Here is a 16,627-nt window from a genome sequence, read left to right as displayed (position 1 = left end):
CAGGGGTTTAATTAGTGAACGCACTAAAATTAAGAAATTTCTAAATTTTTCTGGAAGGGAGATTTTCGGTTATTTCCAAAATCCCACCATATTTGCGCCATGGTATCGGAAAAGTATGCATTTATGCAGCAACCACTTAATTTCCCTGAATTCAAATTCAATATCAGGGAGCACAAAGGTACCTTGAGCATTTTCGATGCAATGAGGAAGAAGTTTTTGATATTGACACCTGAAGAATGGGTCAGGCAACACATGATCAGTTTTTTGGTGGAATACAAACAATATCCAAAGAGCCTCTTTGCACTTGAAAAAAGTATACAATACAATAACCTCTTAAAAAGATTCGATATCCTAATCCTTGACAGGAGTGGCAATCCCTTTCTATTGATTGAATGTAAGGCCACTGATGTCAAATTATCCCAAAAGACCGTAGAACAGGTTGCAGTGTACAATAAAACCGTTGGGGCACCATACATGGGTATCAGTAACGGGAAGCAACATATATTTTTGGCATTTATCAGAAATGAACAAAAATATGAACAACTATCAGATCTACCCCAATTTCAATTATGATAATTGTGATTTCTGTCATGTTTTATGTTATCTTTAACCAATAAGTTTGAGACGAAAACAATAATTAATTGAACAATGAAAGTCAAACAAAAAAGCACACCCTGTGAGCTTTGCATGAGCAGAAAGTTCTCACTTTTCTCTGATCTTTCTGAGCAACATCTTTGTCACCTGTCTGATAGCAAGAACTTTATAACCCATAAAAAAGGACAGATTCTTTTTTATGAAGGCACCAAACCACTTGGGGTTTTTTGCATCAATGACGGTATTGTCAAGGTGTATAAAACTGCCTCAAATGGTAAAGAACAGATAGTGAGGTTGGCCAAGAAAGGAGACTTCTTGGGATATTCTTCTCTTTTGGGAGAAGAGTCTTACTCCAATTCTGCGACAATTGTGGAAGATGCAAAGATTTGTTTTGTTCCCCGGGAATCTTTTCTTAAAGTTCTGGCGGAAGATACCGGCTTTCATAGGAGGGTGACCAAGGCACTTTGCCATGACTTGGGGGTGATGGAGGAAAAACTCACCGATGCCACCCAAAAATCAATCAGAGAGCGGCTTGCATTTACTTTATTGAAGTTGAGTGAAACTTATGGTATTGATGGATCTGAGGGAGAGAAAATTGATATTATTCTCACTAGAGAAGAAATTGCCGGATTGGTGGGAACTGCTACAGAAACCGTCATCAGGTTATTATCTGAATTCAAAAAAGATCAATTGATTGAATTTGAAGGTAAAAAAATCATTGTGTTGGATAAAAAAGGACTTGCGAGGCTTTCGGATTTTTATGGATGATTAGGTTTATTATTGAATGCTGATAGAGCTGATTTGCACAGATTTATTTATCTGCGTTTATCCTGAAAATCAGCATCAGGACTTCCTGAATGCTCACTGAGCTCAGGAGCGTTCTATTCAATGACGCCCAAAGTATAATTTTTATGATTTTCTATTTTACACGGCACCGATCCTTCTGAATTTAAAATATCAGAAATCATTTTGAATCTGTTATTGTTGTCAAGCCATGAACCTTCGTCTAACCCTAATTATTTTATTTCTTGCAATTAGCTCTTTGTCCTTTGGGCAAAGCCTTGCCTACAAAACCCTGCTTAAAGGATATTATGACAAAGATTTTCCAGTCGTTTACCCGGATCAGGAAAAGATTTTAGAAAGTGCAATTTTACTTGATACCCGGGAGAAAGAAGAATTTGAAGTCAGTCAGTTGAAAGGAGCGACATGGGTCGGTTATGAGACTTTTTCGATGGAAAGCTTAAAGGATATCCCTAAAGATGAGACTATTGTAGTTTACTGCTCTATCGGTGCCAGAAGTCAGGATATTGGAAAAAAACTCAAATCTGCTGGTTATCAGGAAGTTTATAATTTGTATGGTGGAATTTTTCATTGGGTAAATGAGGATAATCCTGTTTACAATAATGAGGAGGAGACAGAAGAGGTGCATGCATTCAGCCGCATTTGGGGGATTTGGCTTGAAAAAGGGAAAAAGGTGTATTGAATTGTCATGTAAGCGACAGGATTTGTTATTCAGATGGGTTAATTTTGAAATCTGATACTTGGTAGATACCGTAATTTCTCAAAACCATTTTAGCTTCCTTCATGAAAATATTAATTCATTTATTATTTATCTTTTCATTTTTGTCCTGTCAGGCGTCTGATTTGGGCCAAAAAGATTCAACTCCACCATCTCATCTGATCTTCGATGAATTATTGAAAAAACATGTCAGCAAGGAAGGGGTAGTCAACTATAAAGGTTTTATTGAGGACAAAGAGAAGTTGGACGAATATTTGGATCTTTTGAGCAACAATGCTCCCGACAAACAAAAATGGACAAAAAATGAGCAATTGGCTTATTGGATCAATGCTTATAATGCTTTTACGGTTAAGCTCATTATTGACAATTATCCTGTAGCAAGCATTCAGGACCTGCATCCCAAAATAAAAATACCTTTGGTAAATACAGTTTGGCACATTAAATTTTTCAAGATTGGGGGAGATGATGCAAACCTTGATGAGATTGAACATAAAATCCTGAGAAAGGAGTTTGATGAGCCGCGCATCCATTTTGCGATCAACTGTGCCTCTTTTTCATGTCCTCCGCTTTTGAATGAGGCATTTTTTCCCAACCGGATAAATTCACAATTGGATAAAGTTGCCAAAGGCTTTATCAATGACCCCAAAAGAAATAGAATCAGTAAGGATCAACTTGAAATTTCCAAGATTTTTTCTTGGTTCCAAGGAGATTTCACTAAAAATGGAAGTTTAATTGACTACATTAACCAATATTCAACCGTGAAAATCAATCCCAAAGCGAAAGTTTCTTACCTTGAATACAACTGGTCCCTGAATGAATAAATCCCACAAACATATAGTCATTATAGGAAATGGCATTTCAGGAGTAACCTGTGCCAGGTACATCCGAAAAAACGATGAGGGTGTTTCCATCACCATTGTGTCGGGTGAAACAGAACATTTCTTTTCCAGAACAGCCCTGATGTACATATACATGGGCCACATGAAATATGAACATACCAAACCCTATGAGGATTGGTTTTGGGAAAAGAACAGATTGGACCTTGTAAAGGGTTGGGTGGAAAAAGTCGATTTTGGAAATAAGAAACTGAATTTTCAAAATGGCAAAACACTGGACTATGATGTGTTGATTTTGGCAACAGGCTCCAAACCCAATAAGTTTGGCTGGCCCGGACAGGACTCGATAGGTGTGCAGGGCTTGTATTCCTATCAGGATCTGGAATCCATGGAAAAACACACTCAAAATATCAATAGGGCAGTTATTGTAGGTGGTGGTTTGATTGGGATAGAAATGGCTGAGATGCTGAAAAGCAGGGATATTCCTGTCACTTTTTTGGTCAGGGAAAAGAATTTTTGGGACAATATACTGCCCTTTGAGGAATCCCAAATGATCAACAGACACATCAAAGAACACCATATAGACCTCAGGCTGGAAACCGAATTGCATGAAATTATACCAGATGAAAGTGGTAGGGTAAAGGCCATAAGTACAAAAACCGGAGAAGTCATTGTTTGCCAATTTGTAGGACTGACTGCCGGGGTAAGTCCCAATGTGGATTTCCTGAAAAATAATCCTGTGGAGGAAAATGAACCTTCCCTACAAATACAGCGTGGTATTTTGGTCAATGCCTATTTTGAAACCAATATCCCTGATATCTATGCCATTGGGGATTGTGCGGAATTTCAAGAAGCACTTGCTTCCGATCGGAAAAATATTGAGCAAGTTTGGTACACGGGTAGGATGCACGGGGAAACTTTGGCCCATAACCTTACCCACCAAAAGTCAGTGTCATATCAGCCCGGAATATGGTTCAATTCTGCAAAATTCCTGGATATAGAATACCAAACTTATGGACATGTCCCGCCCTTTTGGGATGAGTATATCGGGAGTTTTTATTGGGAACATCAGGGAGGCAAAGCTTGTCTCCGGATTCTTTATCAAAAAAGTGACATGGCCATTGTTGGAGTGAACGCTTTTGGTTGGAGGTTAAGACATGAATTTTTCGACAAAGCCATCACGGATGGTTGGAAGCTGGAAAAAGTAATGGTCAACCTGAATAAAGCCAATTTCAACCCTGAGTTTTTTGAGGCATTTCACCGGGATGTTCTCAAAAAATACAATCAGGAAACAGGAAAGCAATTAAAAGTTGGCAAAACGTCATTTTTGAAAAAACTAATCGGTTCACGGGCATGAAAACTATTCAAAAAATTGGGTTAGCGCTTTTCATTATTGGATTAGTAGGCTTTAGTTTGCTGCCTTTTATTGGTACCTACCAACTGGAAAAAGAAATTGTAATCGAACAAGTCAAGGACATTCATGCTGAAAATATGACCGAAATTCTTTCCCCCATGTTTGGAAAGGAGTACGGTTCCAATTTTGCTTTTATAGCTGACTTTAATACAAATTTCAATGCCTACAATGATCAACTTAAATCTGAAGAGGATTGGGATAATGTGATATGGGATAATTACGTGTTTCCAATAACCAAAGCAGCGGCACAAGGCCCTGTTTCTGAGTCACCTTATTTTTATTTGGCCATAACGATTGGACTGGCAGTTTTGGGTGCTTTGTTGTATATTTTGCCTTTGCACAAGGGAGAAACAGATGGGATAAAAAACGATGGGATTTATTTCTCCTCTATGAAATCAAGAGGGATCTTGGGAATCATCACCGGAACTTGGTTGATCTTATTTTATATCATTTTGTATTGGTTTCCGGAATACCTGACCAATCTGGTTTTGATGGTTGATCCACTCAGCATGGCACTTTCAAGCAACCCGGCAAGTCAATGGTTTTTATATGGATTTATCTATACCCTTGCCATTTTAGTGATGGGTATCAGGATGTTCAGAAAGTATAAGGGAAATGCCTATCAAACCATCAGGACTGTCTCTGTGATGTTTTTCCAACTGGCATTTGCCTTTTTGATTCCGGAGATTCTGGTATTATTGAATATGCCCTGGCATGATTTTAAGAATATCTGGCCTTTGGATTATTCATTCTTTTATGAATATAGGATAGATGGAATGGTAAGTTCAGGCGCTTTGGGCATGTTTATGTTGGTATGGGGGATCATTTTGATTGTATTGGGTGTCCCTTTATTCACTTATTTTTACGGGAAAAGATGGTATTGTTCCTGGGTTTGTGGTTGTGGCGGACTGGCAGAAACATTAGGTGATCCTTACCGGCAACTGTCCGACAAATCCCTCAAAGCCTGGAAAATTGAAAGGTACATGGTCCACGGGGTTTTGGTTTTTGCGGTTGTCATGACAGCGGTGACCATAGTGAATTACTTTATGGAATTTGGGCTTTTGGGTCAGGCCACAGATCAGCTGCACTCGATTTATGGTTTTATGATAGGCTCGGCTTTTGCGGGGGTTATCGGAACAGGATTTTATCCATTTATGGGTAACCGGGTATGGTGTAGATTTGGATGTCCTTTGGCAGCCTATTTGGGGATTGTGCAAAGATTCAAGTCCCGGTTTAGGATTACAACCAATGGGGGTCAGTGTATTTCCTGTGGCAATTGTTCCACCTATTGTGAAATGGGCATTGATGTCCGTTGGTATGCACAGCGGGGACAAAATATCGTAAGGGCTTCCTGTGTGGGCTGCGGTGTCTGCTCTGCAGTATGCCCCCGAGGAGTGCTTAAACTAGAAAATGGAGAAGAAGCGGGAAGACTCAATGAATTGCCGATCATCATTGGAAACAAATCCATTAGCCTGAAATCTTAATTGCAAAACATTAAGTGGATTAACTCTACATTCAACAATAGAGAAGAGAAGAAAGATACCTTTTCATATTGATTATATAATTCTATAATGTGAAAAAAATTCGGCTAAGGTTGGCCTTAATGCCTCTTTAGGGGCGAAATATGGGTAGGAAAAAAATCGGTTATGGTAGGTCGTGCCTTTAGGCCTGCCCATCCGCAGGCGGGTACGTAATATATGTTGTACCTGCCTACCGGACAGGCAGGCCTAAAGGCACAAAAGAGGCCCGATTGATCGTTTGATTCTACCCATATTCCGTCCCTATGGGACTTTGGTTCAAATTAGAATCAAGGTTTTCATAAGTTTATAACAGGATTCTAAAACGTAGCAAATTAGATTTAAGATAAACCAAAAAAAATCTCATTTAATTTTAAGACGTCTTTGCAAAACTGACATAAAAATGGCAATCCTATACAATTCTCGGAAGATGCTGAATTTGACGGTTCTCCAGACTTCCGACTTCGGTCTTCCGTCTCCCGTCCTTTTTGTAAGAGGATTTAGGATCGCTCATAGAATAGCAGTTTCCAACATATATCACCAACAAAACTGATAAAAAGGTCAATGTATCTCATTTATTTCTTTCTAACTATATATGTCCTGGCCATGCTGTTTGTCCTTTTCTACAGCTTTGCCCAAGCACATTTGTTATATCACTTTTTTAGATTTAAAAATAAAGCGAATCAAGAGACAGATCAAATTCCGGAAGAATTACCAATTGTCACTGTTCAGTTGCCTGTCTATAATGAACTGTACGTGGTCGAACGCTTGATCGATGCGGTAGCAAAATTCAATTATCCAAAAGAAAAGCTAGAGATTCAATTGTTGGATGACAGTACAGACGAAACTGCTGAGATAATTAAAGACAGCATTCAAAAATATCCCGAAATTGATTTCCAATATATTCACCGAAAGCTTAGAACAGGTTTCAAGGCCGGAGCTTTGCGCGAAGGTCTGAAAGAGGCGAAGGGAGAATTCATTGCAATTTTCGATGCGGATTTTGTACCTGATCCTGATTTTTTGACCAAGACAATTGGTCATTTTTCCAATGAAAAAGTAGGTATGGTGCAGACAAGGTGGACGCACTTGAATGAGGATTATTCCATTTTGACCAGACTTCAGGCATTTGCTTTGGATGCACATTTTATGGTGGAACAGATGGGAAGGAATCAACAAGAAGCCTTTATCAATTTTAATGGGACGGGGGGAATCTGGAAAAAAAGCTGCATCCTTGATGCTGGCAATTGGCAGGATGATACGCTTACCGAGGATTTGGATTTGAGTTACAGGGCCCAACAAAAAGGTTGGGAGTTTGTATACAGACCTGATATTAAATCACCCGCTGAGTTGCCCCCGGTAATGTCAGCCATCAAATCCCAACAATTCAGATGGACCAAAGGCGGGGCAGAATGTGCTGCCAAACATTTGGGAGATGTCCTACAAAAGCCCTTTGGGTTCAAAGTCAAATTTCATGCTACAGCCCATTTGTTGAATGCGGTAATTTTCATTGCCGTTTTATTGGTAAGTCTCAGCAGTATCCCGGTTTGGTGGGCCTTTTATCAAGGCATGATTCCTGAAAGTTATTTTCAGGGGGCTGCGGTATTTTTGGTTGGTTTTGTGATTATTGCTTTGGTTTACTTTGTTGCCAATTTGAGTTTGGTGAATTACAGTTGGCGGGGCATAGGAAGGTTTCTTTGGGAGTTGCCCTTGTTTCTATCGGTAAGCATGGGTTTGGCATTACACAATTCCCAGGCAGTTTGGGAAGGTTTGACCGGCAAGAAATCACCCTTTATCAGAACGCCAAAGTATAACCTCTCGAAGGAAAATAAAAACTGGAGCAAAAACATCTACAATTCATGGAAAATACCCTTAACCACCTATTTGGAAGGGGTATTGGCCTTGGTATTTATAGCCATGGTAATTTTGTCCATTCAGACAGGTACCTATGAAATGTTGGTATTTCATTCCATGTTGGCGGTAGGGTATGGGTTAGTGAGTTGGGAGTCTTTTAGGGGAAGTAGGGTGGGGTAGTAGGGAGAAGCGAGATGCGAGAGATTAGAGCCGAGAACCAAGAACCAAGAACCAAGAGCCAAGAGCCAAGAAACAAGAGACAAGAGACAAGGATCAAAGCCTGTCCCGAGCATCGGGAAACCAAGATCGACACGTCATTGCGAGCCTGCCTGCCGATTTTGGTAGGTAGCACTACATTCACTGTTAAACTTTAAAATAATCCTTCGTGCGACGCGGCAATCTCTTTAGGCGGATGAGGTTTATTTGTGCTATGGAGGAAGAGAAGTGAGACAAGGAAGCCAGGAATTGAAATGCAAGAGCCAAGAACAGAGAGCCAAGAAACAAGAAACAAAGCCTGCCCCGAGTATCGGGGAACCAAGACTCAAGATCCGAGGAGAAGCGAGAACGTAGAGGTTAAAACGATTGGTTGTCGTTAATTGCACCTGCCTGCCTTGGGTAGTCGGGCACTCCTAATTTGATTTATTGTTAGAAAAATACTTTCGTGCGACGTGGCAATCTCAAAAAGGTTGATTAGGAGAGTGAAGGTTTAAAGAACCAAAAAGCAAAGCTTTTCCAGATGCTAATCATATTCAGCCCTCCCTATTCTTCGTACAGGCTCTACAGGGCTTGTCCAGAAAAATCTTGATTTCAAAACCTACCTTAATTCGGTAGGGTAGCGGGTAGGAAGACAATGGGCCGGGCCGGCTGGGCCTTGTGGGTGGATAGGATCCCATTGTCTTGACTTTTTTGTTACTTTTTTGGTCAAGCAAAAAAGTAAGAGAGAAAAAGATAAAAAAAATGAATAAGACTTCACTCACTTAATTCCACCCTGAAAAACACTAATAATTATCGGGATTCGTGCACAAAAAGTAATAGAGAAAAAGACAAAAACATGAATTGGACGTCACTCACTTAAAATAGCTTTGACTAAGATTCTTCTCAAAAAACTTACTCTCCATATTTCGAAAAAGAAGGTCGGAGTTATAAATAGACTCTTCGGACATAATTGCCAGAATCGTTGATAAAAAAAATGAAAAAGTGGGATGAGTTAGAAGACATAATTTTAACCAAAAACCCATTGATCTTTGATAAATTTACACCTGAATCAAAAACCTTTGAAAAACCCTTTAATGCCTCAATCAACAGATAACCCCTCCAACTTCACCATAGACGTCCTTATCCCCGCCTTCAATGAAGAAAACTCCGTAGGCAAAGTAATCAAAGATATTCCGGCTTTTGTCAGGAACATTATTGTGGTGAATAACAACTCCCATGATGACACCAAAATGGTGGCTGAAGCAGCAGGGGCAATTGTGTTGGATGAACCGCAGAAAGGCTATGGCAAAGCCTGCCTAACAGGAATGAAATACATCAAAAGCTTAAAGCAGCAACCCGATATCCTGGTGTTTCTCGATGCGGACTATTCTGACTATCCCGAACAAATGAATGAAGTCATCCGGCCAATAATCCAAGATGGCATTGATATGGTGATTGGTTCAAGGGCCTTGGGTAAAAGAGAGAAAGGCTCCATGACATTCCCCCAAGTATTTGGAAATTGGCTTTCAACCACATTGATGAGATGGATATATAAGGTGGACTACACAGACCTAGGCCCTTTCAGGTCAATCAAGTGGGATAAATTGAAGGCCCTTGGAATGGTAGATGAAAATTTTGGTTGGACCATCGAGATGCAGATCAAAGCTGCAAAGTCTGGATTGAAAACAACAGAAGTTCCTGTAGATTATAGAAAAAGAATAGGTGTTTCTAAAGTCAGTGGGACAGTAAAAGGAGTTTTTGGAGCTGGATGTAAGATTTTGTGGACGATATGGAGGTATAGGTGAGTTTCAAGCAAAGTGAAATAATATTGGAATTATTGTTTTTTATGAAAATAATTATAGTAATTCAGGCTTTATTTACTTTTGATTTTTAATAATAAGTTCGTGGTTATTTTTAAAAAACTTATATTTATTAATAAAATTCATTTTATTTTATGTTCACATACATAAAAAAACATTTTAAATAAAATAATTTGTTTTTAATAATTCAAAAATTAAATTTGTTTCATACAAAAATCCGATTTAAATTCTTAGTGTTTTAATTTTCCTTGACTAATATCTAAATCTTCATGTTGAAAAAGAGAATTTTAGATCGTTTCCTTGAGGTAGCCGTAAATCACCCAACTTTAACGGCTGTGGTTTTTAATGAAAAATCAATTTCCTATGGTGACTTGAACGATCGTGCTACTGTTTTGGCAAAAGCAATCAAGGAAATTGCTCCCAATGAAGAGATAATTGGAATCAGCACTTCGCGCAGCATTGAAATGATCTTAGGCGTTTTGGCGATTTTGAAAGCGGGTAAGACTTACATGCCAATAGATCCAACCTATCCTGAAGAAAGGCATAAAAATATGATTGAAATTTCCTCACTCAAGTATGTCGTGGCAGGTAAGGAGGAGGAAGAATGTTGGAGTAAACTTGAGTTAAAAAGAATTGGATTTGATGCACAAAGCAAGCAAGAGGAGATTGATTTACCTCTTGAACCGCAGGAAGTTTATGCGGTATTTTTTACCTCCGGATCTACAGGCAAACCAAAAGGGGTGATGGTTACCACCCAAGGGGCAGTTGAATTGATTGAATACAAATTGAAAACTTCTCGGGCTGCCGGATTGGGTGTCAAAACCTTGCAGTTTTGTCATTTGGGATTTGATATATCGGTGAAGGAGATTTTTGTTTCCCTTTCTTCGGGCGGGGAGTTGCACTTGGTAGAAGAAATGCAGAGGCTCGATGCCTACTACCTGCTCAATTATATCCAAAGCCATGAAATCAATACTATTTTTCTACCCAATGTATCGCTCCAATATCTGACAAATGCTTCAGTAATTTCCGGAATTTATCCGAAAAGCCTTATTGAACTGAATACAGGTGGGGAGCAATTGCAGATAAGTCCTCATGTTAGGGAATTCTTCAAAGAGCTTCCGGGGGCGGTTTTGAAAAACAACTATGGTCCTACAGAGGCTTCCATGTGGGCTTCTGATATTGATTTTACAGGTAATCCCGATTCTTGGGAGGAAATCCCCTCTATTGGATCGCCCTTGGCGGCATGTGAGTTTTACCTTTTGAATAATTCGCTTGAACAAATACCATCAGGTCAGATCGGGGAATTACATATTGCAGGAAACTGTCTTGCAAAAGGATATCTCAACAGGCCCGATTTGACAGCATCGCGCTTCATCTCATGGACATCTCCGGATGGAAAACAACTCAGACTATATAAGACAGGGGATTTGGTTGTATGCAAAGAAAACGGTCAGTATTATTTTCAAGGCCGGGAGGATGACCAAATCAAAATCCGGGGCAATAGGGTTGAATTGGGTGAGATTGAATCCGCCTTAATTAACCTGCCAAACGTGAAACACGCTATTGTAAAATTGGATCAGGACGATTCAGGAGCGAAATTCCTTTCAGGATATGTTTTATTTGCAGATCAAAAAAATGCAGATGTTTCAACAATTAAAACTGCACTAAAATCAAAAATTCTGGACTACATGATCCCGGATTATATTATTGCTGTCGATGAATTCCCAAAAACTTCCTCAGGAAAAGTTGACAAAAAAGCATTGCCCAAACCCCTTCATGAGAGACCCGAATGGGCGGACACCTATATTCCGCCCTCTTCTGAATTGGAACAGCATATCAATACCGTTTTTACATCGGTATTGAATTATGACAAGGTCAGTATCCATGATAATTTTTTTGAAATGGGGGGGAATTCACTTAAAGCCCAAAAAACAATTGCAGCATTAAAACAACGATTCGGTTTGGAATTGCCAATCATTAAATTGTACCAGTTTCCTTCAGTTGCTTTGGTTGCACAATATTTTGAACAAGCCAAAAAACCTCGATTGATTGTTCAGAAAGTCAAAAAATCTGACAAGGAGAGTAGGGGAGTAGCCATTATAGGGATGTCTCTGAAATTTCCCGGTGCCAATTCTATACAAGACTTTTTGGAAATCCTCAGGACAGGAAAAGAAACCATTCGCTTTTTTAGTAAGGAAGAGATTGATGCCAGTATTACCGATAGCTTCAAAAACAATCCCCAATATGTCGCAGCCCGTGGAATCATTGAAGGATATGATACCTTTGATGCTAATTTTTTTGGTCTGAATCCCAAATTGGCTGCAATCGCAGATCCACAACAACGAAAATTCCTGGAATGCGCCTACGAACTCCTGGAAGCAGCAGGTTACAGGACTATAGATGAACCTCTACCCATTGGTGTTTATGCCGGCTGCAGCCCAAATACTTATTTTGTCCACAATCTTATTCCAAACAAAGCTAAGATAGAATCATACGGGGAATTTATGATCAATTCCTTGAATGAAAAGGATTATTTAGCTTCAAGAACTGCTTATCACCTGAACCTGACCGGCCCTGCTGTAAGCGTTCATTCGGCTTGTTCCACTGCATTGTTGGCAGTTGCGCAGGCTGTAGAAGCAATTAGGTCTGGAAAATGTTCCATGGCAATAGCCGGTGCTTCAAGCATCAAATCCCCGGTTTACAGTGGGCATTTGCATGATGAAGGATCTGTCTACAGCAAAGATGGTCATGTCAAATCTTTTGATGAGGCTGCCACAGGTACCGTATTTTCGGATGGTGTGGGCATGGTGTTACTGAAAGACTTGGATCAGGCAATTGCAGATGGAGATCAAATCCATGCGGTAATCAAAGGAATTGGTATCAACAATGATGGCGGGGCAAAAGGGAGTTTTTCAGCTCCAAGTGCCGAAGGACAGGCAGGTGCGATTTATGCAGCTATCCAAGATGCGGGCGTTTCTCCTGATCAAATTGGCTATTTGGAAGCCCATGCCACAGCTACGCCTCTAGGTGATCCTATGGAAATTGAAGGCTTGAAACTGGCATTTTCTGAATGTTCCAAATCAAATTCCTGTGTCATAGGTTCCTCCAAAAGTAATATTGGCCACCTCAATGCGGCAGCTGGAATCGCCGGGCTTTTCAGGGCAATTTTAACCTTAAAGGAAAAACAATTCTTCCCACAGGCAGGATTCCAAAAGCTGAATCCTGCCATTGATTTTGAGCGCACACCATTTTATTTACCAAGCGGACTTTCAGATTGGGAAACGGACCAAATAAGGATGGCAGGGGTAAGTTCATTTGGAGTTGGAGGCACCAATGTACATGTTATACTTGAAGAGGCCCCAATTACAGCTACTTCCTCAGAGGTAGAGAAAACTTATTCCTATCCAGCCTATTTGTTCCCTTGGTCAGCTAAATCAGAGGAAAGTCTGGCAGACTATGCCTTGAAACTTTCTGATTTTGTTAGAGAAAATCCCCTCTTGGATTTGGGAGCAATCAGTGCTGAATTACTGCACAGGCGCATGGGATATCCATTTAGGAAGTTTGTAGTTGCCTCTGATAGCATGGAACTTTTAGAAAAACTTGCCCAGCCTGTTTCAGCGAAAAAACAGCCTGAGGTGATCAGTGAAACAGTTTTCCTATTTCCTGGTCAGGGAGCTCAATTTTTGAATATGGGCAAAGAGCTTTATCACCATGTGGAGGTCTTCAAAAAATCGCTGGATACCTGTGCATTGATTTTAGAAGAATTTGCTGGGATCCAAATACTGGACATCATATTCCCGGAAAAGGAAAATGAGGAAGCAGAACTCTTGTTAAAGGATACGCAATATACCCAACCAGCTATTTTTGCAGTGGAATATGCTTTATCCCAATGTTGGGTTGCACTTGGGATCAAACCGATTATTCTTTGTGGACATAGTATTGGAGAATTTGTGGCTGCACATTTATCCGGAGTATTTAGCTTGGAAGATGCACTGAAACTTGTAGCCAAAAGAGGCAAAATGATCAGTAGTTTGCCTGGTGGGCATATGTTGTCAGTCAGGTGCAAGGAGGAAGAAATCAAGTTCCTTTTACCCGATTCTCTTTCACTCGCAGGTGTGAATGGAGAAAACCAATGTGTGGTAGCCGGTAAAAGAGAAGATATAGCTGATTTTGCGGATCTGTTGGAAACCAAAGATATCCCCTCCAAAATATTACAGACAAGTCATGCCTTCCATTCCTACATGATGGATCCCATTCTGGAGGATTTTGCAGATTTTGTCGCGACAGTTCCAAAATCCAAGCCAAGGATTCCCATCGTCTCCACCGTTACCGGAGATTTTATGACCGATGATCAGGCACAAAGCGCTGAGTATTGGACCAATCAGCTGCGGAATTCGGTTAGATTTGGAGATGCCTGTCAAACATTATTGGAGTTGGATTTGCCATTGTCTTTCCTTGAAGTTGGGCCGGGGAATGTCCTTACTTCACTGATAAGGCAAAATGAAAAGTCAAAAGGAAAAGATTTTAACAATAGTTTAATTAAAAATCCCAAGGTTTCTGACTTTAAGTTTTTACTTACCCAGGCAGGCCAATTGTGGCAAAATGGGAAAAAAATCCATTGGGAAAACCTAATGCCTTTGAATCCGATAAAAGCAGAAATACCCACTTATGCTTTTAAAAAAGAAAAAATATGGATAGAGGCCCCGAGTTCAACAGAGAAAATAGCTAACAAGAGGGATAATTTTTCCGTATCAAATAGTGCCCAAATTTTTGAGAACAAATTGAATCACCCCATCATGGACAGAAAGTCTATAATCAAAGAAAAACTTACTGCATTGATACAGGACAGAACAGGCTTGTCTGTTTCTGATGAGTCAGCTTCTTTTATGGAGCTTGGCTTTGATTCCTTGCTCCTTACCCAATTGGCTTCCAGCATCAAGCAGGAATTCAAGGTCAATGTTACTTTTAGGCAATTAAGTGATGCCTTAGGCGATGTCAGGGCATTGGTTGGGCATCTTGACGATCAGTTACCACAAGAAATGTTCGCGGAAAGCATTCCACCATCTACTCCACAAAAGATAGAGACCCCTTCTTCTCGTGATTACAATCAAATCCCGCAGTTTCCTCAATTGGAACAAATGCCTTTGACAGGGAACAATATTGAAATCATGCAGGTTCTTTCCAAACAATTGGAATTGATGACACAACAAATCAATTTGATGAGTGGAAGATTGACTACAAATAATTCCAGGTTGAATGTTGCTGTTTCCGAACAAAAACAGGAAATGGCTGAAAGCCCTGTCAAAAAGGAAACAGCTATAATCCCCCCAAATGCGCCAAAAACCTTTGGTGCCATGGCTAAAATAGATAAGGTTTCAGCAGCGACAAGCCCTGTACAGGATGCATTTATTCAACAGCTTATCAAGCGGTTCAATGAAAAGACGAGAAGCAGTAAAGAATACACCCAGAAACATAGAGCTCATATGGCTGACCCCAGGGTGGTTTCCGGCTTCAAACCAAATACTAAAGAAATCACCTATTCTCTGGTAGTTGACCGTTCGGAAGGCAGTAAAATCTGGGATATCGATGGCAATGAATATTTGGATGTTTTGAATGGGTTTGGAGCTATCCTATTTGGCCATAGACCGGATTTTGTTCAAAAAGCAGTCCTGGAGCAAATGGAAAAAGGCTTTGAAATCGGTCCACAACATGTCTTGGCAGGTGAGGTAAGTGAATTGATCTGTGAATTTACAGGGCACGAAAGGGCTGCACTTTGTAATACAGGTTCAGAAGCTGTTATGGCAGCCTTGCGTATGGCCAGAACAGTTACAGGAAGGTCTTTGGTGGTATCCTTCAACAATTCTTACCATGGCACATTTGATGAGGTCATTGTCAGAGGCAGCAACAAAAAAAGCTACCCTGCTGCGGCAGGCATTATGCCCTCTCAAGTAGAGAATCTTCTGGTCTTGGAATATGGCACAGCGGAGTCCTTGGAAATAATAAGACAGCGAAAGGACGAATTGGCTGCCGTATTGGTAGAGCCTGTTCAAAGTCGCAGACCTGAATTTCAGCCCGTAGAGTTTTTGAAGAAAGTGAGGGAAATCACCCTGGAAAGTGGGACTGCATTGATTTTTGATGAAGTTATAACCGGTTTTAGAACCCATCTACAAGGGGCTCAAGGGCTTTTTGATATCAAAGCTGATATTGGAACTTATGGAAAAGTAATTGGTGGTGGTATGCCGATTGGTGCTATTGCAGGTTCTGCTACTTTTTTGGATGCCTTGGATGGAGGATATTGGCAATATGGGGATGATTCCATGCCTGAGGTGGGCGTTACTTATTTTGCGGGAACCTTCGTCCGTCACCCCTTAGCTTTAGCAGCAGCCAAAGCTTCTTTGGAATACCTCAAAAATGACAACGGAGCATTGCACGCCGATTTGAAACAGAAAACTGATAGAATTGCAAACTCCTTGGGCAGTTACTTCAGAGCAAGAAACCTGCCTTTCTATATTGCCCATTTTGGTTCCATGTGGAAACTTAAATACCATCAGGAATTACCCTATACAGACTTGATTTTTATTTTAATGAGGGAAAAAGGCATTCATATTTATGATGGATTCCCATGTTACTTGACTAACAAGATTACTGAAGAGGATGTAGATAGCATCATCACTGCTTTCAAAGAGTCCATTGATGAATTGATGAAAGTAGGTTTTTTTGGAGGCTCCTTACAATCCCCTGATCTGGTACAAAAACCAACCTACAATGAACCACCGGTGCCAGGCGCCAAACTTGGTAAAGACCCCATGGGAAATCCTGCCTGGTTTATAAGGGATGAAAATAATCCCGGAAAATTCATTAAGGTCCTAAGCTCAATTTAA

At 40.2% G+C, this 16,627-nt stretch carries 9 protein-coding genes; all 9 read left to right on the top strand.

All coding sequences use genetic code 11. The features are described from left to right. Window positions 1-123 precede the first annotated feature (123 nt). The 9 genes from HMJ38_RS09225 (at window position 124) to HMJ38_RS09185 (ending at window position 16,627) form a co-directional block, all read left to right on the top strand. Window positions 124-573: a type I restriction enzyme HsdR N-terminal domain-containing protein gene (locus tag HMJ38_RS09225; protein ID WP_228779981.1), complete on the top strand. Its 450-nt coding sequence runs from the start codon at window positions 124-126 to the stop codon at window positions 571-573. A 75-nt stretch (window positions 574-648) separates the two neighbouring features. Then, on the top strand, window positions 649-1,362 hold the full coding sequence (locus HMJ38_RS09220) for a Crp/Fnr family transcriptional regulator (protein WP_194974102.1): 714 nt from the start codon (window positions 649-651) through the stop codon (window positions 1,360-1,362). Between the two features lie 226 nt (window positions 1,363-1,588). Beyond that, window positions 1,589-2,077, top strand: coding sequence for a rhodanese-like domain-containing protein (locus HMJ38_RS09215; RefSeq protein WP_194974101.1), 489 nt, complete (start codon window positions 1,589-1,591; stop codon window positions 2,075-2,077). A gap of 101 nt (window positions 2,078-2,178) precedes the next feature. Further along, a complete protein-coding gene (locus HMJ38_RS09210) occupies window positions 2,179-2,934 on the top strand; it encodes a DUF547 domain-containing protein (RefSeq protein WP_194974100.1) in 756 nt (251 codons plus the stop codon). After that, a complete protein-coding gene (locus tag HMJ38_RS09205) occupies window positions 2,927-4,306 on the top strand; it encodes an NAD(P)/FAD-dependent oxidoreductase (protein WP_194974099.1) in 1,380 nt (459 codons plus the stop codon). The genes HMJ38_RS09210 and HMJ38_RS09205 overlap by 8 nt, the downstream gene beginning before the upstream one ends. Then, window positions 4,303-5,847 carry a 4Fe-4S binding protein gene (locus tag HMJ38_RS09200; protein WP_194974098.1) on the top strand — a complete coding sequence of 515 codons (1,545 nt, stop codon included), beginning with the start codon at window positions 4,303-4,305 and terminating at the stop codon, window positions 5,845-5,847. The genes HMJ38_RS09205 and HMJ38_RS09200 overlap by 4 nt, the downstream gene beginning before the upstream one ends. Window positions 5,848-6,444: 597 nt before the next feature. After that, complete coding sequence (locus tag HMJ38_RS09195) at window positions 6,445-7,911, top strand: cellulose synthase family protein (RefSeq protein ID WP_194974097.1); 1,467 nt, start codon at window positions 6,445-6,447, stop codon at window positions 7,909-7,911. A gap of 1,109 nt (window positions 7,912-9,020) precedes the next feature. Beyond that, window positions 9,021-9,731 (top strand): glycosyltransferase family 2 protein, encoded by a 711-nt coding sequence (locus HMJ38_RS09190; protein WP_194974096.1) that lies wholly within the window; start codon window positions 9,021-9,023, stop codon window positions 9,729-9,731. A 284-nt stretch (window positions 9,732-10,015) separates the two neighbouring features. Beyond that, entirely contained in the window at window positions 10,016-16,627 is a 6,612-nt protein-coding gene (locus HMJ38_RS09185) for a polyketide synthase (RefSeq protein WP_194974095.1), read from the top strand.

The organism is Aquiflexum lacus (assembly GCF_015476655.1).
Classification (GTDB): domain Bacteria; phylum Bacteroidota; class Bacteroidia; order Cytophagales; family Cyclobacteriaceae; genus Aquiflexum; species Aquiflexum lacus.
Note: the sequence above shows the minus strand (reverse complement) of the source record. Positions and strands in the feature narration are given on the sequence as shown.